Here is a 21,525-nt window from a genome sequence, read left to right as displayed (position 1 = left end):
TACCCAGACGCCAGAGTTTTTATGTCTATCAAACGTAACGCGATTGCCAACTATGTTGGCCAGATCTATCTGACGCTGTCAGGTATTTTAGTAGTTCCCCTGTATATTCAGCATTTAGGTATGGAAGCTTACGGTCTTGTGGGCTTCTTTTCTATATTGCTGACCTGGCTGCAGCTGCTCGACGCGGGCGTTTCAACCACGCTGATGCGCGAGGCGGCACGCTACCGGGCGAATCAGGCAGAATTTGTCTGGTTTCCGGCGCTGTTTGCCACGCTGACCCGCTTCTTTCTGTTCTCCACCCTGGTGCTGGTGGTGCTCGGCTGGCTGGCGACGCCATGGATCGCCACGCACTGGCTGGATGCGCAGCACTTGCCCGCCAGCGATGTGGTAGTTGCCGTGGCGATCATGGTGATCACCGCCGCGATTCGCTGGCGTACCAGCCCGTATCGCAGCGTGATTGTCGGTTTTGAGCATCAGGTCTGGCTCAACGGCGTGAACCTGATCATTACCACGCTGCGTACTTTTGGCGCGGTACTGGTGATCCAGCTGTTCCCGAATCCGCTGCTGACCTTCTTTATCTGGCAATTGCTGGTCTCGATTGCCGAAGCCGCCTGCTGTATCTGGAAATCCTGTCAGCTGGTGCCCCGCGCAGCGCGCAAAGAGAAGCGCGACGATCTGAAAGGCGTGCTCAAACCCTTTATCCGCTTTGCGCTGAGCGCCGCCTTCTCCAGCGCCGTGTGGACCTTTATTTCGCAGATTGACCGGCTGGTGCTGTCAAAAACCCTGCCGCTGAGTGAATACGGCTCGTTCACCGTGGTCGCCACGGCCGCGACCGGGATCCTGCTGCTGAGCAGTCCGATTATGCAGGCGATTGTGCCGCGCATGACCGGCATGAAAACCCGTCAGCAGGGCGATGCCGAATCGCTGAAGCTCTATCGCTATACCACCCAGGCGGTAGCAATTTTTATGGCCCCGCTCAGCATCACCATTGCCTGCTATGCCGGACCGCTACTGTGGGCGTGGACGCAGAAACCGCAAATTGTCGAAGAGATGGCGTTCGTGCTTAGCCTGTATGCGCTCGGCAGCGGTATCCAGGCGATCTGCGGCCTGCTGTATCACCTGCAATACGTTAACGGCAATCTGAAACTGCACATGCAGGGATTCACCTGTTTTGCCGTCGTGCTGGTGCCGCTCAACATCTGGTGTGCCGTCCATTACGGGGCGCTGGGCACCGGCTGGCTGTGGCTGGGGCAGAATATCTTCTATTTAGTTGGCTGGGCGTGGCTGGTGCATCGCCGCTTTGCGCCGGGCATCCATTTCAGCTGGCTGACGCGCGACGTAGCGCTGATTTGGGCGGTGTCGGCGCTGATTGCCTGGCTCAGCACGCTGCTGCCCATCGAGTGGAACCAGAATCGCTGGATCAACCTGCTGTGGCTGGGGCTGATCGGGGCCTTTAACCTTGGCGTGTGCTGTCTGTTACATAGCCTGGTGCTAAAACGCCTGCGCGCGCCGCTTGTTAACGCAGAGGAAAGAGGATGAGCATGACATCACGCCGCACGCCGACGGTTTCGGTAATTATCCCTAACTGGAACTGCGCGCCCTGGCTGCCGGAAACCCTGGGGTCGCTGCTTCGCCAGTCATCGCCGCCGGAAGAGATCATCATTATTGATGATGGCTCGAGCGATGACAGCGTTGCCTGGCTGACGGCGTTTGCTGCGCAGCATCCGCAGGTGACGCTGCTGAGTGGCGGACGCGGCGGGGTCAGTGCCGCGCGCATGAAGGGGCTGGCCGCAGCCAGCGGCGATTTCGTCTATTTTATGGATGCCGACGACTTCGTCTCGACTGAACTGTTCGCCGATTTCCGCCGCGTGCAGGCCCGTCACCCGGAGATTGATCTGTTCTGCTTTGGCGCGAAAATGTTTTTCGACCTGCCAGCGCCGCAGCGCCATTATCAGACCATTCATCAGCGCCACGTCAGCGGCCTGCTGCCGGGCGGCAGCGCCACGCTGCGCACGCTGATTCAGCATCAGTCGGCGCATCGGGTGATCTGGAGCAGCATCATCTCGCGTCGCCTGATTGACCAGCTCGATCTGCAGTTTCTGCCGATCCAGAACCATGAAGACGCGCCCTTTATGTTTGCCCTTTATCTGCAGGCGCGCGCGCTGTACTGCACCAGCCAGAGCTACTACTACAAACGGTTTATGCTGAGTTCACTGTCGCAGAGCACACGTGACTTCTCATGGGTGAAAAATTACTTTATCGCCCGCGCCGGCAGTGAGCAGTTCCTGCAGCAGCAGCAACTGCCGTACGATGAGGCGCTGCTGGATGACTATTACCAGACGGTGATGCACGGCTGCCTGACGCAAATCCGCAAAAATCACATGACGGTGCCCGCCGAGTGGCAGCCGCAGGTGAATCAGCTGGTGCGTAAAGTGTTACAGCACAACGCGCGACTGAAACTGCTGTGGTATTGCCCGGCGATTTACAGCGGCTTACAGGCCTGCCGCGATCGTCTGGGACGCTATTCCGCCCGACGCTGATACCGATCAAATTGTTGCATCCCAGAGTAATTTACTTTTGCGCCAGAGCACCTTACCATTCTGGCGCACAAATTCCCGTGCACCCGACTTTCACGAAGCTTCCGCCATTCAGGAGAGTGCATGCTATATCCTATCGTCCGGCCGGCGCTGTTTAAGCTCGATCCAGAGCGCGCGCACGAACTCACCTTTCAACAGTTACGCTTCATCAGCGGCACGCCGCTGGAAGGGCTGATTCGTCAGTCGCTGCCGTCACGCCCGGTGACCTGTATGGGGCTGACCTTTCCGAACGCGCTGGGTCTGGCTGCGGGTCTGGATAAGAACGCGGAGTGCATTGATGCCTTTGGCGCCATGGGCTTTGGCTTTGTCGAGGTGGGCACGGTGACGCCACGCGCACAGCCGGGCAATGACAAACCCCGTATGTTCCGGCTGGTGGCGGCGGAAGGTATCATCAACCGCATGGGGTTTAATAATCTCGGCGTCGATCACCTGGTTGAGAATGTGAAAAAGGCGCGCTTTAAAGGCGTGCTCGGCATCAATATTGGTAAAAATAAAGACACGCCGGTGGAGCAGGGCAAAGACGATTATCTCACCTGCATGGAAAAGGTGTATGCGCACGCCGGTTATATTGCCATCAATATTTCCTCACCGAATACCCCCGGATTACGTTCGCTGCAATATGGCGAAGCGCTGGACGATCTGCTGTCGGCGATTAAATTAAAACAGCGGGCGCTGCAGGAAAGCCATCTGAAATATGTGCCGGTGGCGGTGAAGATCGCGCCGGATCTTTCTGAAGAAGAATTGATCCAGGTTGCCGACAGTTTAGTGCGCCACGAAATAGACGGCGTGATCGCCACCAATACCACGCTCGATCGTTCGCTGGTGAGCGGGCTGAAATATGCCGACGAAGCGGGGGGATTAAGTGGCCGTCCGGTTCAGTCGCGCAGCACCGAGGTGATTCGCCGTCTGGCGCAGGAGCTGCAGGGACGTCTGCCTATTATTGGCGTCGGTGGCATTGATTCGCTGGTCGCGGCACGGGAAAAAATGGCGGCTGGCGCAACGCTGGTACAGATATACTCTGGCTTTATTTATAAAGGTCCGGGTTTAATTAAAGATATCGTGACCCATCTCTAAGACATTTCTCACTTTCCCTGGCCGGGGGGTTTATTTCTCCCTCCGGCTCGTTTATATTTTGTCCTGTTCGTACAATTTTCAGCTTTTTCCTCAAAGCAATATTTTAAATTTCAGCGCCGTTTAGCGCAGCGTAAATCCACAGGGCACCCCATGAAAATCAAACCCGATGACAACTGGCGTTGGTATTTTGACGCAGAGCATGACCGGATGATGCTGGATCTGGCCGATGGAATGTTATTTCGCTCGCGCTTCTCGCGCAAAATGCTGACGCCCGATGCCTTTAATGACAGCGGTTTTTGCGTTGATGACGCTGCGCTTTATTTTACTTTTGAAGAGCGCTGTCGCCAGAGCGGATTAAAAAGCGATCAGCGCGCCGAGCTGGTGCTGAACGCGCTGGTGGCCAGCCGTTTCCTCAAGCCGCTAATGCCGAAAAGCTGGCACTTCATCAGCCATGCGCACAGCTGGCAGCCCGTCGCGGGCGATATGGTGGCGGTAACGCTGGCCGACAGCGGCGAACAGGCACAGCTGCTGGTGGTCGAGAGCGGCGAGAATGCCGCGCTCTGTCTGCTGGCGCAGAGTGCGCTGACGGTGGCGGGCAAAGGGATGCAGCTCGGCGATGCCATCAAGATCATGAACGATCGCCTGCAGCCGCAGTGGCAGGAGAGCAGCGCGCCCTTCGCCCGCGCGGTGTAGCGCTTACGCCAGTTCGATATCTCCGTTCGGAATACAGCTGCAGCTGAGAATGGTGCCATCGCCGCGCACCGCGCTCTGCTTCAGCGCCTTCACGTCACCCGACACCAGCGTCATTTTGCAGCTGCCGCAGATTCCGGCACGACACGAATAGGGAATGCGAAAGCCCTGCATCTCCAGCTGTTCCAGTAATACCTGCTGATTATCGCCGGCAAACTGCTGACCCTGATAGCCAATGGTCACGGCGGCCGGCGCGCTGCTGGCGGCCTGCAGCGTTTCCACCACCTCACCGGCACCGTAAGCGCGCGGCGTTTGCCGTTCCAGCACTTCAACCGTATCGCCGACGCGCACTATACCGCTGTTAAGCGCAATCAAATTCAGGCCGAAATCGATATCTCCGCTGCCGTCCTGCGCGCTACGAAAGCGCTGCAGCGTGGCGAGCGGTTCGCCCTGCGGGTGCTTGCGACCGCTTTCGGTGCCGATGGTGGTAAACACGCAGCGGCTGCACGGCTTCGGCATCTCGAAGGTGATCTCGCCGATCTTAATACGTTTCCAGCTGTCCTCGTCCCAAGCGCTGGCGCCGCTGACGATCAGATTGGGGCGGAACTGCTCCAGCCGCACGCTGGCCGGACAGCGCTGCTGCAGATCCTGCAGCGACGCCATGTTGACCAGCAGGTAAGGGAAGCCGTCAGCGAACCCCAGCGGGACCTGGTCGAAGCGTTTTACCCGGCGTGACGGCTCAGTGCCAACCCAGCGCAGCTGCACCGGGCGCGGGAAAAAGCCGCTCAGCCACTGGTTAATGGTGTCAGGCGCAATGCGGGCAGTGAACTGGTTGCCCCACACTTCGGTCGGTGCCGGCTGGGCGCTGAAATCGCTGAAGCGGATCAGCGCCTGGCTGCCGTCCGGCGCGGTGATGAATAGCCCGTCGGGCAGCAGGGCGGGCGTGAAACGCACCATCTCCGGAAACTGGCGGGCGGTAATAAAGGTCCCGTCCGCTTCGGTCACCATAAAGATGCGATCGAAGGCCAGACCGCTTTCCAGCACCTGCGCGTGTGACAGCTGCAAACCACGCATCGATTTAACCGGGTGAATATACAGGCGAGACAGGGTAATCATCACAACTCCGTACAGACAAAAAGAAGCTAACTTTATGACATAGGACGCTGATTCGCTATAATGCGCAACAATTTTAGCAAGAGTAAAAGTGACGATATGAATTCTCTGTTTGCCAGTACGGCGCGTGGGCTCGAAGAGCTGTTGAAAACTGAGCTGGACGCGCTGGGTGCGCAGGATTTGCAGGTGGTGCAGGGCGGCGTCCACTTCCGAGCCGACGACCGCGTAATGTACCAAAGCCTGCTGTGGAGCCGTCTGGCTTCACGTATTTTGCTGCCGCTGGGAGAATTCGGCGTCTGGAGCGATCTCGATCTCTACGTCGGCGCGCAAAGCATCCCGTGGAGCGAGCTGTTTGACAGCAACACCACGTTCGCCATCCACTTCAGCGGCACCAATGAGGTGATCCGCAACAGCCAGTTTGGTGCGCTGCGCATCAAAGATGCGATTGTCGATAGCTTTACCCGGCAGAATCTGGAGCGTCCGAGTGTCGATCGCGAGCAGCCGGGCATCCGCATTAACGCGTGGCTGAACAAAGATCGCGTTAGCATCGCGCTGGATCTGAGCGGCACTGCACTGCACCAGCGCGGCTATCGTCAGCAAACCGGCCAGGCACCGCTGAAAGAGAACCTGGCGGCGGCGATTGTGATGCGCTCCGGCTGGCAGAACGGCACGCCGCTGGTCGATCCGATGTGCGGCTCCGGCACGCTGCTGATTGAAGCGGCGCTGATCGCCTGCGATCGCGCGCCAGGCCTGCTGCGTTCGCACTGGGGCTTCAGCCGCTGGAAACGCCATAACAGCGCGCTGTGGCAGGAGGTGCGCAGCGACGCGCTGCAGCGTGCGCGCGCCGGCACAGCCGCCACCACGTCACGCTTCTTTGGCTATGATAATGATGGTCGCGTGCTGGAGTGGGCACGTGCCAACGCGCGCCGCGCCGGCGTGTTCGATCTGTTCACCTTTGCGCAGCAGGATGTGCTGCAGCTGAAAAATCCGCTGGCGGGCGAAGCGATGCGCGGTACGGTGCTGAGTAACCCGCCGTACGGTGAGCGTCTGGAGAGCGAGCCGGCGCTCATTGCGCTGCACAGCCAGCTGGGCCGCATCATGAAACAGCAGTTTGGCGGCTGGAATTTGTCGCTGTTCAGCGCCTCACCCGAGCTGCTCAGCTGCCTGCAGCTGCGCGCCGATCGCCAGTTTAAAGCGAAAAACGGTCCGCTGGAGTGCGTACAGAAGAACTACCAGCTGGCGGAGAACAGCGCCGAAGGCGGCGCACAGATTGCCGAAGACTTTGCTAACCGCCTGCGTAAGAACAGCAAAAAACTGGACAAGTGGGCGCGCCAGTCGAATATTGACTGCTACCGCCTGTATGACGCCGATCTGCCGGAGTATAACGTGGCAGTCGATCGCTACGCCGACTGGGTGGTGATTCAGGAGTACGCGCCGCCGAAAACCGTGGACGCGACCAAAGCGCGTCAGCGCCTGTTTGATGTGATCGGTGCCACGCTGAGCGTACTGGAGATACCGGCCAATCGCCTGGTGCTGAAAACCCGCGAACGGCAGAAGGGCAAAAACCAGTACCAGAAGCTGAGCGAGAAGGGCGAATTCTTTGAAGTGCAGGAGTTTAACGCGCGGCTGCTGGTGAACCTGACGGATTATCTCGATACCGGCCTGTTCCTCGACCACCGTATCGCGCGCCAGATGCTGGGCCAGATGAGCCAGGGGAAAGATTTCCTTAACCTGTTCTCCTATACCGGTAGCGCCAGCGTGCACGCCGGGCTGGGCGGCGCCAAATCCACCACCACGGTCGATATGTCGCGCACCTATCTGGAGTGGGCCGAACGTAACCTGCGCCTGAACGGATTAACCGGGCGCCAGCATCGCCTGATGCAGGCGGACTGCCTGAGCTGGCTGCGCGAAAGCGATGAGCAGTTCGATCTGATCTTTATCGATCCGCCGACCTTCTCCAACTCCAAACGCATGGAAGATGACTTCGATGTGCAGCGCGACCACCTGATGCTGCTGCAGAACCTGAAGCGCATGCTGCGTCGCGGCGGCACCATTATGTTCTCCAATAACAAGCGCGGCTTCAAAATGGATCTGGACGGCTTGCAGCGTCTGGGTCTGCAGGCACAGGAAATTACGCAAAAAACGCTGTCGCAGGACTTTGCGCGCAACCGTCAAATTCACAACTGCTGGCTGGTAAGCCACGCCGGTAAGGAATAAGTTTTATGTCACTGATCAGTATCCATGGCGCTTACCTGTCGTTCAGCGATGCGCCGCTGTTGGATAACACCGAACTGCATATCGAAGAGGGCGAGCGCGTCTGTCTGGTTGGGCGCAACGGCGCCGGTAAATCGACGCTGATGAAAATCATCAACGGCGAACAGCCGCTGGATGACGGCCGCATTATTTATGAGCAGGATTTGGTGGTTGCGCGGCTGCAACAGGATCCGCCACGCAATATCACCGGTTCGGTGTACGACTTCGTCGCCGAAGGCGTGGCCGAACAGGCTGAGCACCTCAAGGCGTACCACGCCATATCGCATTTAGTGATGGAAGATCCGAGCGAGAAAAACCTCAACGAAATGGGGCGACTGCAGACGATTCTCGACCATCACAACCTGTGGCAGCTCGACAGCCGCATCAACGATGTGCTGCAGCAAATCGGGCTGCAGCCGGACACCGAACTGTCGTCACTCTCCGGTGGCTGGCTGCGTAAAGCCGCGCTGGGCCGTGCTCTGGTCAGCAACCCGCGCGTGCTGATGCTCGACGAACCGACTAACCACCTCGATATCGAAACCATCGACTGGCTGGAAAACTTCCTGAAAACCTTCAACGGCAGCATCGTGTTTATTTCGCACGACCGCTCGTTTATCCGCAATATGGCGACGCGCATCGTCGACCTCGATCGCGGCAAGCTGGTGTCATGGCCGGGCGATTACGATCAGTTCCTGCTCGGCAAAGAGGAAGCGCTGCGCGTTGAAGAGATGCAAAACGCCGAATTCGACCGCAAGCTGGCGCAGGAAGAAGTGTGGATTCGCCAGGGCATCAAAGCGCGTCGCACCCGTAACGAAGGCCGCGTGCGCGCGCTGAAAGCGCTGCGTCGTGAACGCTCCGAACGGCGTGACGTGATGGGCAAAGCCAATATGCAGGTCGGTGAAGCGGCGCGTTCCGGCAAAATCGTCTTTGAGCTGGAAAACGTGGATTACGGCGTTGACGGCAAAACGCTGGTGAAGGATTTCTCCACCCAGGTGCAGCGCGGCGACAAAATCGCCCTGATTGGCCCGAACGGCTGCGGTAAAACCACGCTGCTGCGCCTGATGCTCGGCCAGCTGAAGGCGGATGCAGGTCGCGTGCACTGCGGCACCAAACTGGAAATCGCCTACTTCGATCAGCACCGCGCGGAGCTCGATCCGGATAAAACCGTGATGGATAACCTGGCGGAAGGCAAACAGGAAGTGATGGTCAACGGCAAGCCGCGTCACGTGCTCGGCTATCTGCAGGACTTCCTGTTCCACCCGAAACGCGCCATGACGCCGGTGCGTGCGCTTTCCGGCGGCGAGCGTAACCGCCTGCTGCTGGCGCGTCTGTTCCTCAAGCCCAGTAACCTGTTGATTCTTGACGAACCGACCAACGACCTTGACGTCGAAACGCTTGAGCTGCTGGAAGAGCTGGTGGATGGCTATCAGGGCACCGTGCTGCTGGTGAGCCACGATCGTCAGTTTGTGGATAACACCGTGACCGAATGCTGGATCTTTGAAGGCAACGGCGAGATCGGTACCTTCGTCGGTGGCTACCATGATGCGCAGCAGCAGCGCGCCGCTTACAAACAGGCCAAAGCCGCACCGGTCAAAAGCGCAGCGGCTAAACCGGCAGAAAAAGCCGACGCCCCCAAACGCAGCGCAGGCAAGCTAAGCTATAACCTGACGCGTGAACTGGAACAGCTGCCGCAAAAGCTGGAGCAGCTGGAGACGCGTATCGGTGAGCTGCAGGCGCAGATGAGTCATCCGGACTTCTTCAGCCAGCCGCACGACAAAACGCAGCCGGTGCTGGATGCGCTGGCGCAGGCGGAGCAGGAGCTGGAAACCACCTTTGAACGGTGGGAAGAGCTGGAAGCGCTGAAAAACGGCGCATAACGCAGAGGGAGTCAGCATGTGTGCCACGCATCAGACGCAGCACTGGATGCTCTGTCCGCAGTGTGATTTAACCGTAAAACTGCCCGCCGTACCGGTGGGCAGCCGTGCGAGCTGTCCGCGCTGTCACACCACGCTGGTGGCTAACTGGCACGAACCGCGTAAACGTCCCACCGGCTATGCGCTGGCGGCGCTGTTTATGCTGTTGCTGGCCAATCTGTTTCCGTTTATCAGCATGCATGTGGCCGGTCTCAGCAGCCAGATCTCGCTGATGGCTATCCCGCAGGTGATGGATCGCGAGGATTATCGCAGCCTCGCCACGCTGTTCCTGCTGTTTGTGCAGGGCATTCCGGCTTTCTGCATGATCGCCATTCTGCTGCTGGTGAATCCGGTGCGCCTGCCGCACAGCCTGCGACTCGGGCTGGCACGTATTCTGTTTCAATTGCGCAGCTGGGGTATGGCCGAAATTTTCATGGCCGGCGTGCTGGTCAGCTTCGTCAAACTGATGGCCTACGGTGAAATTGGCCTTGGCAGCAGCTTCTGGCCGTGGTGCCTGTTTTGTCTGCTGCAGCTGCGCGCGTTTCAGTGCGTCGATCGCCGCTGGGTCTGGCAGCGGATCGATCCGCTGCCGCCGCTGGCTCAAACGCCGCAGGCGGGCATCAGCGGACTGAAGCAGGGGTTGCGCAGCTGTCCGTGCTGTACCGCGATTCTCCCGGCTGCTGAGAAAACCTGTCCGCGCTGCGGCGTGAGCGCTGCCCCACGCAGGCAGCACAGCCTGCAGTGGACGCTGGCGCTGCTGATCACCTCGGTGATGCTGTATATCCCGTCGAATATTATGCCGATCATGGTGACCGAAACGCTCGGCTCGCAGTATCCGTCCAACATTATGGCCGGCGTCATTTTGCTGTGGAGCGATGGCTCCTGGCCGGTCGCGCTGGTGATTTTTATCGCCAGTATTATGGTGCCTTCGCTGAAGATGGTGGCGATTGGCTGGCTGTGCTGGCACGCCAGCGGTCGCGGCCGGCGCGACAGCGAGAAGATGCACCTGATTTATGAGGTGGTGGAGTTTGTTGGCCGCTGGTCAATGATTGATGTGTTTGTGATCGCTGTGCTGTCTGCGCTGGTGCGCATGGGCCAGCTGATGAGTGTTTACCCTGCGCCAGGCGCGCTATTGTTTGCGCTGGTGGTGATCCTGACTATGTTCGCCGCCATGACGTTTGATCCGCGCCTGATTTGGGATCGCCTACAGGAAACTGAACGTAAGGAGCCGCGTCTTGACGGACAACCAACACGGCATTGCTAACGTCGACCAGATTAAACGCTGGTCGCCGGTGTGGATCGTACCTATCGTCACGCTGTTAATCGGCGGATGGATTCTGTTTTATCACTTCAGCCATCAGGGGCCGCAGGTCACGCTGATCACCGAAAACGCCGAAGGCATTGTTGCCGGTAAAACCACCATTAAAAGCCGCAGCGTCGACGTGGGCACCGTCGAAAGCGCGGTGCTGACGGACGATCTGCACCATGTGGAGATCACCGCGCGCCTGAATGCCGGCATGGAAAAACTGCTGCATAAAGACAGCGTGTTTTGGGTGGTGAAGCCGCAGATTGGCCGGGAAGGGGTGACGGGCCTCGGTACGCTGCTCTCCGGCGCCTACATTGAACTGCAGCCCGGCGCCAAAGGGGATAAGCCAGAGCACTATCAGCTGCTCGATGCGCCGCCGCTGGCACCGCCGGATGCCAAAGGTATTCGCGTCATCCTTGACAGCAAAAAAGCCGGCCAGCTTAATCCGGGCGATCCGGTGCTGTTCCGCGGCTATCGCGTCGGCACGGTGGAAACCAGCACCTTTGATACCGACAAGCGCATGATGACCTATCAGCTGTTCATCGCCGCGCCTTACGATCGGCTAATTACCACCAATGTGCGCTTCTGGAAAGACAGCGGCATTGCGGTGGATATGTCCGCTTCCGGCATGCGCGTCGAAATGGGCTCGCTGACGACCCTGTTTAGCGGTGGTGTGAGCTTTGACGTGCCGGACGGCTGGGAACTCGGCGAGCTGGCCAAAAACCAGGACGACTACCATCTGTATGATGACCAGCGCAGCATTCAGGATTCGCTGTACACCAAACATACTGATTTCCTGATGTTCTTCAGCGACTCGATTCGTGGTCTGCAGGTCGGCGCTCCGGTAGAGTTCCGCGGCATTCGTCTTGGTACCGTGGCTCAGGTGCCTTACATGATCCCGGGCGTGAATCAGGCGCTGAACACCGATTACCGCGTGCCGGTGCTGATCCGCATCGAGCCGGACCGCTTTATTAGCCGTCTGGGTGGCGACTTCAATCTTGAACAGCATCTGCAGGATGGTAAGAAACGCGGCCTGCGCGCCACGCTGAAAACCGGCAACCTGCTGTCCGGTGCGCTGTTTGTCGATCTCGACTTCTATGACAATGCACCGGCTTACAAAGGACCGAACGAAGTGGCGGGGCTGGAAGTGATTCCGACCGTAAGCGGCGGTCTGAGCCAGATTCAGCAGAAACTGATGGCGGCGCTGGATAAGATCAACGCGCTGCCGCTCAACCCGATGATCAACCAGGCCACCGGCACGCTGAAAGAGAGCCAGCGCACCCTGCAGCAGCTGCAGAAAACGCTGGATAACCTCAATCAGATCACCGCCAACCCGGCGATGAAAACGCTGCCGGCCGATATGCAGCAAACCCTGCGCGAGCTTAATCGCAGCATGAAGGGGCTACAGCCGGGATCGCCAGCGTATAACAAACTGGTGGGCGATATGCAGCGCCTTGACCAGGTGCTGCGCGAATTGCAGCCGGTGCTGAAAACGCTCAACAGCAAGAGCAACGCGCTGGTATTTGAAGCCAAACCGGGTCAGGATCCGCAGCCAAAGAGGGCGAAACAGTGAAAAAAGGGCTGATTATCGGTGCTGTGCTGCTGCTGGCGGGCTGTAGCAGCACCATCGACACCACTTATTACCAGCTGCCTGCGGGCAGCAATATGGCGCGCGTCAGCAGTGACGCCTCCGCCAGCCAGCCGATGATTTGGGTTGAACAGGTGAGCGTGCCGGATTATCTCGCCGGCAACGGGTTGGTTTATCAAACCAGCGACGTGAAGTACGTGATTGCCGCCAATAATCTGTGGGCCAGTCCGCTCGACCAGCAGCTGCAGCAGACACTGGTGAGTAACCTCGGCCAGGCGTTGCCCGGCCGGCTGGTGGCCAGTCAGCCGCTGGGTGACACGCACGATACGCTCAGCGTGCACGTCACCGGCTTCCATGGCCGCTATGACGGCAAGGTTGTCGTAAGCGGTGAATGGCTGTTACAACATCAAGGCCGGCTTATCAAACATGGCTTTAATCTGACGCTGCCGCAGACCGAAGATGGCTACGATGCGCTGGTGCGCACGCTGGCGCTCGGCTGGCAGCAAACGGCACAGCAAATCGCTAACAGCGTGGTGACGCTAAATTAGGATTTGTTCGATGCTTATGCTAAGTCCCTGATTTGCCGTTATGTGACGGCGCGCAAATCAGGGACTTTTTTATTGCGGAATCAGCCAGATATGGCGGTAGCATTGAGGGATTTGTGTCGATTTCACGGCAAATTGATGACATTGGCGTGAATTTTGCGCATTGACCTTTCACCCACCACAGGTTAGAACATTACTGTGGTTGAACATTAATTCACCACTCTTTCTTTCCACCAGATTCCACCAGACCTGAAATGAGGGAAACGAGGTATGAAGAGACAGAAGAGAGACCGCCTGGAACGAGCACATTCACGAGGCTATCAGGCAGGCATTACCGGCCGCTCAAAAGAGATATGCCCTTATCAAATGATCGATGCCCGGTCTCACTGGTTGGGAGGTTGGCGACAAGCCATGGAGGACAGGTCGGCGGTGGCTTAGGCACCGTCGGATGTCTGTAAACAGGAAAAAAACCTCCGCTGCGTGCGGAGGTTTTTGTAGGCGGGTCAGAACGCTGAAGTGTCTTTAAACAGGCCCACTTTCAGGTCAGTCGCGGTGTAAATCAGGTTACCGTCGACGAACACTTCGCCATCGGCCACGCCCATCACCAGCTTGCGGTTAATGACGCGTTTGAAGTGAATTTTGTAAGTAACCAGCTTCGCCGTCGGCAGAACCTGGCCGGTGAATTTCACTTCACCCACACCCAGCGCACGGCCTTTACCTTCCGCACCCAGCCAGCCGAGATAGAAGCCAACCAGCTGCCACATAGCATCCAGACCCAGACAGCCTGGCATCACCGGATCGCCTTTAAAGTGGCAATCAAAGAACCACAGGTCAGGGCGGATATCCAGTTCGGCTTCCACATAACCTTTATCGAATTTGCCGCCGTCTTCGGTCATTTTGACCACGCGGTCCATCATCAACATGTTGTCAGACGGAAGCGGTGGGCCATTCTCGCCAAACAGTTCGCCGCGACCAGAGGCAATCAGGTCTTCTTTGCTATAGGATTCGCGTTTATCTACCATGTTCTCAATATGCCTTCTTTTAGTGAAGCCCGAATATTAGCGAACAGTTGTACGCTGGGCAATGTAATCAGCTGTGGTTGAACCAGTTGAGCCAGCGTAATGGCCAGGGCCGCGGTCGGTTTTCCTGCTGATTGAGCTGAGTAATGCGCTCCTGAATGGTGCTCAGCAGCGAGTCGCCGCTTTCGCTCTGCCAGGCAATACCGGTTAATAGCGGCAGCGCTTCGTCAACGCGCTCAATCGCCCAGATATGGAACTGGCCCTGCTGTACCGCTTCTACCACGTCGTCGCTGAGGCTGAGATGGCGCACGTTGCTGGCAGGCAGAATCACGCCCTGTTTGCCGGTCAGCTCACGCGACTGGCAGATATGGAAGAAGCCTTCGATTTTCTCATTCAGACCACCCACCGGCTGCACGTTACCAAACTGGTCCACCGAACCGGTAACGGCAATCTGCTGGTTCAGCGGCTGGTTTGCCAGCGCGCTGATCAGCACACACAGCTCGGCCAGCGAGGCGCTGTCACCGTCGACTTCGGAGTAAGACTGCTCAAACACCAGCGATGCCGAGAAGGGCAGCTGCTGTTCCAGCTCCAGCTCGGAAATCAGATACGCCTGCATGATCATCATACCTTTGGCGTGGATGTTGCCGCCAAGCTCCGCTTTGCGCTCCACGTCGGTAAACTCGCCATCGCCCGGATGCACAACACAGGTGATGCGTGACGGCTCGCCCCACGGACGTGGATGGCCAGGGAATTCAATCACCGACAGGCCGTTGATCTGCCCGACCACTTCGCCTTCCGTTTCGATCATGATCTGATTTAACAGGATCTCATCGCGCATCCGGTCGGCAAGGAAACTCTCGCGCCACTGGCGTGCTTCCAGCGCCTCTTTCAGCGCCTCACCATTCAGCGTGTCACCGTGCAGCGCGGCTTCCTGCAGCTGACGGCGCAGCCAGCGCGGGCACAGCGGCAGCGTGTCCTGATCGCCGGTCAGACGCACCGCTTCCTGGATCAGCAGCGGCCAGAAATCAGCTTCGGGTGGCGTAAGACCGGCCTGTTCCGCCTGGCATAACGTCCAGCGGCACCAGTTGGCCATGTCATCCTCATCGACCAGCTGCAGATTCTCTTCGAACTCGCTGTAGAGCGCCATTTCGTGCACTTCAACGTCCAGCTCCTGGAAGCTGGCCAGCGCCTCGCGATCGCCACATAAAATCAGACGCAGCTGCAGCGGCAGTGGGGGAATGGTCACCGGCAGGGGACGGCGCTCGTCCGGTGAGTACCAGTCGAAGCGACCCAGCTCGATCACTTTGCGCAGGCGTAGCCACAGCAGCGGCTGCGCCAGCAGGGTATTGAGCGACAGTATCAACGTGCCACCGTTAGCCTGATGCAGCAGACCGGGCTCCAGCTGTACGCGATCTTTATACTGACGCACGCAGCCAAACAGCTGCTCGGACTCAATCCAGTCGGCGTAATGCACGCCGCCCGAGCTGGTGAAGGGACGGCTGGCATCGACAGGCGGTTGCAGGCTGACGTTGTCGCCCATCACATGGTAATCACCGCCGTACAGCGCGTCCTCGTCAGGCTGAAAGCGCTGCGCTGCTTCGGCAATCCACGCCAGATAATCACTGTTTTCCTGGCTGCGTAACAGCAGCAGCGGAAAGCCCAGCGTTTGATGATGTAAATGCGCCAGCGCATTCAGCAGACGCGGCTGAACCGCGGCAAGCGTATCGCTATCTTCCAGAGAGACGGTTGAGAAAAGTGATTGGTAGCGTGAGCTATCCGGCTGCAGGGCTTGCCACGTAAGTTGAGTGCTGGTCAAAATATTCGCATTAGTCTGGTTCAGGAAAAGCGCGATTATACAGGATTCAACCCGGTTAAGCACGGCGCACTTCCGGCCTGAACTGTGATGGCCGCAACATGTTTTTCCTTGCTGCATCCGGGAAAAAAGCTGTTATTCTTAGTTTGTTACGTGATCACGATGAGATTCCGATGAAATACCAGCAACTCGAAAATCTTGAAAGTGGATGGAAGTGGAAATACCTGGTGAAAAAGCATCGGGAAGGTGAGCTGATCACCCGGCATATTGAGCTGAGCGCTGCGCAGGCGGCGGTAGAGACGTTGCTGGCGATGGAGAATAACCCGGTTGAGGTCGGTGACTGGATCGCAAAGCATATCCATCCGGAGCTGGAAAACCGTCTGAAGCAGACCATACGCGCGCGGCGGAAACGCCATTTCAACGCAGAGCATCAGCACACGCGGAAAAAATCGATCGATCTGGAGTATCTGGTGTGGCAGCGTCTGGCCGGTCTGGCGCAGCGTCGTAACAGCACCCTGTCAGAGACCATTGTTCAGCTGATCGAAGATGCAGAACGCAAAGAGAAGTATGCCAGTCAGATGTCGACGCTGAAGCAGGATCTGCAGGCGATTCTGGGTAAAGGCGGCGCGGATAACGAATAGCAAAAAATGCGTGTGATAAAAAGCCAAAAAAAACCCCGCCGAAGCGGGGTTTTTTATTGCGCGATAACTTAAGCCTGTGGCTGAGTTACAACGTCTTTGATACCTTTCACGTCGATTTCTACGCGACGGTCTGGCGCCAGGCAGTCGATCAGGGCATTGCGGCCTTTCACGCTGTCACAGGTGTTGCCAGTAACTGGGTTAGATTCACCCATGCCACGTGCAGAGATCTTGTTAGCCGGGATACCTTTAGATACCAGGTAGTCGACAACAGACTGAGCACGTTTCTCAGACAGTTTCTGGTTGTACTGGTCTGAACCGATGCGGTCGGTGAAGCCCAGAACCACAACAGAACCGTCTTTCGGATCCATTGAGCTCAGCTGGCTGTACAGCTGATCCAGAGCCTGCTGGCCTTCTGGCTTCAGGGTAGATTTGTTGAAGGTGAACAGCACGTCAGACTTCAGAGTGAAACGCTTGGTTTCAACAACCGGAGCCGGAGCTGGCGCTGGAGCAACAACTGGTGCAGCAGCTTCATCCTGACCGAAACGGTAAGAAACGCCGACGCTCAGCATGCTGTTGTCTGGACGCGCACCAACGGTACCTGCGTCACCGATGTTGTTAACCCACTGGTAGTCCAGGCGAGTCGCCCAGTTTTTGGTCAGTGCGTATTCAACACCAACAGCAGCCAGCGGAGAAACGCCGGTGTCGTGGTTGCTGATACGAGTGCCGTCGTTCAAGTTAGCCTGAGTTGAGTCTGCACGCCAAACCATGCCACCCAGACGGGTGTACACGTCCAGATCGTCAGCAATTGGGTAGCTCAGTTTAGCTGCCAGCTGTACGCCCTGTGCTTTGAATGCGCCGTTAACTTGGTTGCCTTTGTTCGGCATACGGCCCAGCCAGTCGTAGCCCAGCTCGAAGCCCAGGTATGGGTTAGCCTGGTAGCCCAGGAAAGCACCTGCGCCCAGCTGAGATTCGTGAGTTGGACCGTCGTTGTTTTCGTAACCGTTACCGTAGTAACCAGTATCGTGATACTGAGACCAGCCCAGTTTAGCACCGGTATACCAGGTGTCATCTTTAGGAGCGGCCTGCGCTACGGTAGCGAAGCCAGCCAGTGCCACTGCAATTGCGATAGCTGTCTTTTTCATTTTGCGCCTCGTTATCATCCAAATAGGCAATGAGCAAAAAGGTTGCTCTTGGTTGTAATCCTTCGCCGGGTCTAAACGCTCGCTTATGACTCTACCGAAAAAACGGAGGTTATTGAGCACCCTGGCGAGGTAAAGTCTACAACGAGATTGGAAACTTACAAGTATGATGTGACGTCAGCGGATAAAAAAACAGGGATTTATACACACATTTTAACAAATGACATGGCAAAATTTTCGCTACCAGAAAAGAAAAATGCGGCTAAGCCATTGTCATAGCTGGCGGGAAAAGAATCAGTGGCTTAGCCGTAACTTTGTGAAAAAATAGCGTGAGAAAAATCTTAGTTTTACTTAATGAAACAAATCAGAGGGAATTTTTGCGCTGTTTGGCTGTCTGGACAGAGCAAGATCCCGCCCCTGAGGACGCATAATCAATCCCAGCGCTTCGCCTTCGGCGGCTGCCTGCTCAAGTTCCAGGCGCTCTTCATTGCTCAATTCATAAGGAATCCAGGCGAGCACCACGCTGTAGTTGCCGGTGCGCAAGGCTTTCACCATGCTCTCAACCGTGCTTAAACGCTCGGATTCCGTAATATGCATACTCTTTTCCAGCGGTAATCCTGACTGCTGCATCCAGTTGCGGTTCAGTTTGTGCGCTGGCGTCAGCCACAGCTGCCAGCGTGACTGAGTGCTCAGTTGCTTGAGGACCGGCAGTAACAGCAGCGGCATGATGCCGGGCTGCTCGCTATAACGCAGTTCAGTAATACCACCCAGAGAAGGTTGCGTTAAGCCAGTCGCAGCGAAACGGTGAGCACGATCAGCAGGGCCAGAGTATTGAGTACGCATATTTTAATCACTCAGTAATGAACTGTATGAATATACAGTAATGAGTTCCTGGATAAAGATCAACCTCAATTTCTGAAAATGCCTCGCAAATTCCGCACAAGATCCGCGCGTTGCCGCTTTTATTCATTGAACAGCTAAATCGTTTTTTCTATCTTCTAACCAGATGAATCTCTGAGCTTTTTATAGGAAATTTCCCGCGCAAGGAATGAGAAAAAGGGGACGTTATGAAGAAAAATAATCCGGTGGTTGAGCAGTCCAAAGCCCAGTTAGCGGCATTGGGAAAAATTGAATCGCGCACCCAGTTTGGTGGTTACGCGCTGGCGGTCGAAAAGGTGGTGTTTGCTTACATCAATGAGGATGCGCTCTATCTGCGCGCCAGCGAGGCGCTTCAGCACTATGCCGCACAGCGCCCGCTGGAACCGTTGATATACCGCAAGCGCGGCATGCCGGTGACGCTCAGCTACTACAAAGTGGATAAACAGCTCTGGCAGGACGCCGATCAGCTGCTGCGCTTATCGGCCAGTTCGCTGTCTGCGGCGCGCGCCGAGGCGGCGAACAGACTTGTCTTGCTCAGGCTGAAAGATCTGCCCAATCTCAGCCTGCGCATGGAGCTGATGCTGCACAAAGTCGGGATCAATTCTGTTCGCTTGCTGTATGAAATGGGCTCGCGTCAGAGCTGGCTGAAGTTGCGGGCGGTGAATAAAGATATCGGCCTGAAAACGCTGCTGGCGCTGGAAGGCGCCATTTCCGGCCATCACCAGGCCGCTTTGCCGGCGGCGGTACGTGAAGAGTTGAGCGCCTGGTATCAGGAAACGCTCCGCCAGCACGCCGCGGCGGAGCGCCTGTTGCCTTAAGCGGCAGCGAGGGTGCGGCGCAGACGAGCAATTTCCGGCAGCAGCGCAACCAGCAGCCCCAGCTGCTGCAACACCAGCGGTGCCTGCGCCTCCTCACTGGTTTTCAGCGCGCTCAGGCGCTGCATCAGTGCCTGCTGCATCGTTTCCGCCTGCGCTTCGCTGACGCGATCGATCTGCAGCACATCCTCGACGAAGCATACCGCGTCATCTAAAAGCGTCAGCAGTTCGCCCTGCGTCAGCCGCTCCCGGTGCGCGCCCAGCGCCGAGATGTAGCTGAGGAACGAGTGGTTGAGGCACATCAGACGGAACGCATTCTCGCGCAGCGGCGGCTGTTGCTTCAGTTCACCGCTGATATTGGACACCACGGACGCCAGTTCTGCATCGGCGTTGTGCGCGTCACGGCGCGCCACACGGTAGGCGAGACGGTTATCTTTACCCTGATGATACTGTTCCAGGATGGCATCAAGATAACGACAGTTGGCATTCAGCGTGCGATCGGCAACCGTCGTCAGCTGACGGAAACGCCAGTCAGGCCAGACAAACGCCACCGCCAGCCAGGCCAGACCACAGCCGAGCAAGGTATCCACCACGCGCGGCAGGGCGACATCAAAGCCTTCACCCAGCAGATTGAAGCACAGCAACACCAGCAGGGTGATGAACAGCGTCGCCTGCGCGTACTGAATCTGGCGGAAGGCAAAAAACAGCACGCCGGTCAGCACAATCAAAACCAACTGGCCCTCGATAGAGGGCACCAGCCACAGTACCGGCAGGCCAATCGCAATACCGGCCAGGGTTCCACCAATGCGCAGCGCCAGCCGCCGCCGTGTGGCGTTATAGTTGGGCTGGCAAACAAACAGGCTGGTCAGCAGGATCCAGTAGCCGCGATGCAGGCCGGTAAGCTGAATGAAGGCGTACCCCACGCACAGCACCAGCGACATGCGCACCGCGTGCCGGAATAACGCCGAGGTCGGACTCAGATGGCGACTGAGGCGCAGACGGATATCAGCCCAGCCACTCAAGCCTTCGCGCGACAGATGGTGATCGCTCTGCGTCAGCGGTTCTGCCAGCCGCTGCTCTGATTCGATCGACGCCAGCTGCGCATCAATGGCGCGTAAGTTGCGCAGCAACCAGAACAGCGGACGAATGTGCGTCGCCTGCGGATCGTTATGTTGCAGGCGCTGTAGGGCGGTCTCCAGCCGTTCAAAGCTGCGCGCAAAGTGGCTATCGTGGTGCCACGGCTGGCGCAGCACGATATTCTCTGCCAGCTGGCGACAGGCCTGCGCCTGCATGTTCAGCAGTCGCTGAAAGCGAAACAGCACCTCGTTGTAGCGCCAGTCATCGCGCAGCAGGTGATATTGCAGATGCGACGAGCTGGCGCGCTCGTGAATATCCTGCGCCACAAAATAGTAATGCAGGCTGCGCCGCGTGCTGCGCGAGCCGCGGTCGCCGCGTAAACGGCTCTGAATGGTGGTTTTCGTCAGATTGAGCTGCGCCACCAACTGGCTATTGACCATCGCGGTGGCGATCAGCGCCGCGTCATCCTGCTCACCGCCGTCGGGATCAAACAGATTCGCCTTGGCTTCCAGATAGCGCGCCAGCTGGGAAAAGCTGGCGGCCAGCTGCTCCTGCACCGGACGCACCGGAAACATCAGGTGGCCGATAAAGGTCAGCAGGTTGTACCACAGCGCGCCAATCAGCAGCAGCGCCGGCTGCATCCACCACTGCGGAAACAGGCCAATGCCCAACATGGTGTACACCGCGATCAGCAGGGCACCAAACGCAATGGTGGCGTAGCGCTGCCCCAGCGCGCCCAGCAGAATAAATCCCCAGCTGGAGAGCGCCAGACCGATAGCAAACAGCCACGGATGCGGAAACAGCAGCTCAACTGAAACCGAGGCAATGCAGAAGCACACCAGCGTGATGAGCAGGTTGCGCACGCGGCCGGTCCAGCGATCGTCAAGATCGGCCAGCGCCGCCGCCACGACGCCGAGCGTTAGCGGAATGGTCCACTCAATCTGCTGCAGCCACCAGGGAACGGCGGCACAGCCAGCCAGCGCGAAGAAGATGCGCAGCAGGTAGCGCAGGCTGCTGTTGAACAGATAACGGCGCCAGCCGGGCAAAGCGTCAGGCATCATCT

At 57.7% G+C, this 21,525-nt stretch carries 18 protein-coding genes; 12 read left to right on the top strand and 6 right to left on the bottom strand.

What is annotated here, in order from left to right; genetic code table 11:
* Positions 1-21: 21 nt before the first annotated feature.
* From AC6I7J_RS12580 to AC6I7J_RS12565, 4 genes are all read left to right on the top strand, one after another.
* A complete protein-coding gene (locus AC6I7J_RS12580) occupies positions 22-1,539 on the top strand; it encodes a lipopolysaccharide biosynthesis protein (RefSeq protein ID WP_021508319.1) in 1,518 nt (505 codons plus the stop codon).
* Positions 1,536-2,540 carry a glycosyltransferase family 2 protein gene (locus AC6I7J_RS12575; protein ID WP_058769566.1) on the top strand — a complete coding sequence of 335 codons (1,005 nt, stop codon included), beginning with the start codon at positions 1,536-1,538 and terminating at the stop codon, positions 2,538-2,540. Before AC6I7J_RS12580 ends, AC6I7J_RS12575 begins: the two co-directional genes overlap by 4 nt.
* Positions 2,541-2,660: 120 nt before the next feature.
* The gene (gene pyrD, locus AC6I7J_RS12570) at positions 2,661-3,671 is read left to right on the top strand and encodes a quinone-dependent dihydroorotate dehydrogenase (protein ID WP_021508317.1); all 1,011 of its coding nucleotides are present in this window, start codon (positions 2,661-2,663) and stop codon (positions 3,669-3,671) included.
* A gap of 150 nt (positions 3,672-3,821) precedes the next feature.
* Entirely contained in the window at positions 3,822-4,364 is a 543-nt protein-coding gene (locus AC6I7J_RS12565; protein ID WP_498005822.1) for a cell division protein ZapC, read from the top strand.
* 3 nt (positions 4,365-4,367) lie between these two features.
* Here AC6I7J_RS12565 and AC6I7J_RS12560 read toward each other — a convergent pair whose 3' ends face one another.
* Complete coding sequence (locus AC6I7J_RS12560; RefSeq protein ID WP_021508315.1) at positions 4,368-5,477, bottom strand: YcbX family protein; 1,110 nt, start codon at positions 5,475-5,477, stop codon at positions 4,368-4,370.
* A 96-nt stretch (positions 5,478-5,573) separates the two neighbouring features.
* Between AC6I7J_RS12560 and rlmKL the strand changes: the two genes are divergently transcribed.
* The 6 genes from rlmKL to rmf all read left to right on the top strand — a co-directional run bounded on the left by rlmKL (position 5,574) and on the right by rmf (position 13,517).
* A complete protein-coding gene (rlmKL, locus tag AC6I7J_RS12555; protein ID WP_222985456.1) occupies positions 5,574-7,691 on the top strand; it encodes a bifunctional 23S rRNA (guanine(2069)-N(7))-methyltransferase RlmK/23S rRNA (guanine(2445)-N(2))-methyltransferase RlmL in 2,118 nt (705 codons plus the stop codon).
* A 5-nt stretch (positions 7,692-7,696) separates the two neighbouring features.
* The gene (locus AC6I7J_RS12550; protein WP_498005819.1) at positions 7,697-9,604 is read left to right on the top strand and encodes an ABC transporter ATP-binding protein; all 1,908 of its coding nucleotides are present in this window, start codon (positions 7,697-7,699) and stop codon (positions 9,602-9,604) included.
* 16 nt (positions 9,605-9,620) lie between these two features.
* Positions 9,621-10,904, top strand: coding sequence for a membrane integrity-associated transporter subunit PqiA (gene pqiA / locus AC6I7J_RS12545; protein ID WP_132465295.1), 1,284 nt, complete (start codon positions 9,621-9,623; stop codon positions 10,902-10,904).
* Positions 10,876-12,519 carry an intermembrane transport protein PqiB gene (pqiB, locus tag AC6I7J_RS12540; RefSeq protein WP_021508311.1) on the top strand — a complete coding sequence of 548 codons (1,644 nt, stop codon included), beginning with the start codon at positions 10,876-10,878 and terminating at the stop codon, positions 12,517-12,519. Before pqiA ends, pqiB begins: the two co-directional genes overlap by 29 nt.
* The gene (pqiC, locus tag AC6I7J_RS12535) at positions 12,516-13,082 is read left to right on the top strand and encodes a membrane integrity-associated transporter subunit PqiC (protein WP_021508310.1); all 567 of its coding nucleotides are present in this window, start codon (positions 12,516-12,518) and stop codon (positions 13,080-13,082) included. Before pqiB ends, pqiC begins: the two co-directional genes overlap by 4 nt.
* Positions 13,083-13,349: 267 nt before the next feature.
* Complete coding sequence (gene rmf, locus AC6I7J_RS12530; protein ID WP_013508548.1) at positions 13,350-13,517, top strand: ribosome modulation factor; 168 nt, start codon at positions 13,350-13,352, stop codon at positions 13,515-13,517.
* 65 nt (positions 13,518-13,582) lie between these two features.
* On the opposite strand, the gene fabA is transcribed toward rmf, so the two are convergent.
* Positions 13,583-14,101, bottom strand: a complete 519-nt coding sequence (gene fabA / locus AC6I7J_RS12525; protein WP_010616565.1) for a bifunctional 3-hydroxydecanoyl-ACP dehydratase/trans-2-decenoyl-ACP isomerase — start codon at positions 14,099-14,101, stop codon at positions 13,583-13,585.
* A gap of 67 nt (positions 14,102-14,168) precedes the next feature.
* Positions 14,169-16,031, bottom strand: a complete 1,863-nt coding sequence (locus AC6I7J_RS12520) for an AAA family ATPase (protein WP_498005816.1) — start codon at positions 16,029-16,031, stop codon at positions 14,169-14,171.
* A 53-nt stretch (positions 16,032-16,084) separates the two neighbouring features.
* Between AC6I7J_RS12520 and matP the strand changes: the two genes are divergently transcribed.
* Positions 16,085-16,552, top strand: a complete 468-nt coding sequence (gene matP, locus AC6I7J_RS12515; RefSeq protein ID WP_021508308.1) for a macrodomain Ter protein MatP — start codon at positions 16,085-16,087, stop codon at positions 16,550-16,552.
* Between the two features lie 68 nt (positions 16,553-16,620).
* Here the strand turns inward: matP and ompA are convergent, their stop codons facing one another.
* Together ompA and sulA are read right to left on the bottom strand one after the other, a co-directional pair.
* Positions 16,621-17,694, bottom strand: a complete 1,074-nt coding sequence (gene ompA / locus AC6I7J_RS12510; protein ID WP_021508307.1) for a porin OmpA — start codon at positions 17,692-17,694, stop codon at positions 16,621-16,623.
* A 348-nt stretch (positions 17,695-18,042) separates the two neighbouring features.
* The gene (gene sulA, locus AC6I7J_RS12505) at positions 18,043-18,534 is read right to left on the bottom strand and encodes an SOS-induced cell division inhibitor SulA (RefSeq protein WP_338670353.1); all 492 of its coding nucleotides are present in this window, start codon (positions 18,532-18,534) and stop codon (positions 18,043-18,045) included.
* Between the two features lie 224 nt (positions 18,535-18,758).
* On the opposite strand from sulA, the gene AC6I7J_RS12500 reads away from it, so the two are divergent.
* On the top strand, positions 18,759-19,388 hold the full coding sequence (locus AC6I7J_RS12500) for a TfoX/Sxy family DNA transformation protein (RefSeq protein WP_058759726.1): 630 nt from the start codon (positions 18,759-18,761) through the stop codon (positions 19,386-19,388).
* Here the strand turns inward: AC6I7J_RS12500 and yccS are convergent.
* A complete protein-coding gene (gene yccS / locus AC6I7J_RS12495) occupies positions 19,385-21,523 on the bottom strand; it encodes a YccS family putative transporter (protein WP_338670352.1) in 2,139 nt (712 codons plus the stop codon). The two genes, AC6I7J_RS12500 and yccS, sit on opposite strands and share 4 nt — an antisense overlap.
* Positions 21,524-21,525 lie beyond the last annotated feature (2 nt).

The sequence above is a fragment of the Type-C symbiont of Plautia stali genome (assembly GCF_059730935.1).
Note: the sequence above shows the minus strand (reverse complement) of the source record. Positions and strands in the feature narration are given on the sequence as shown.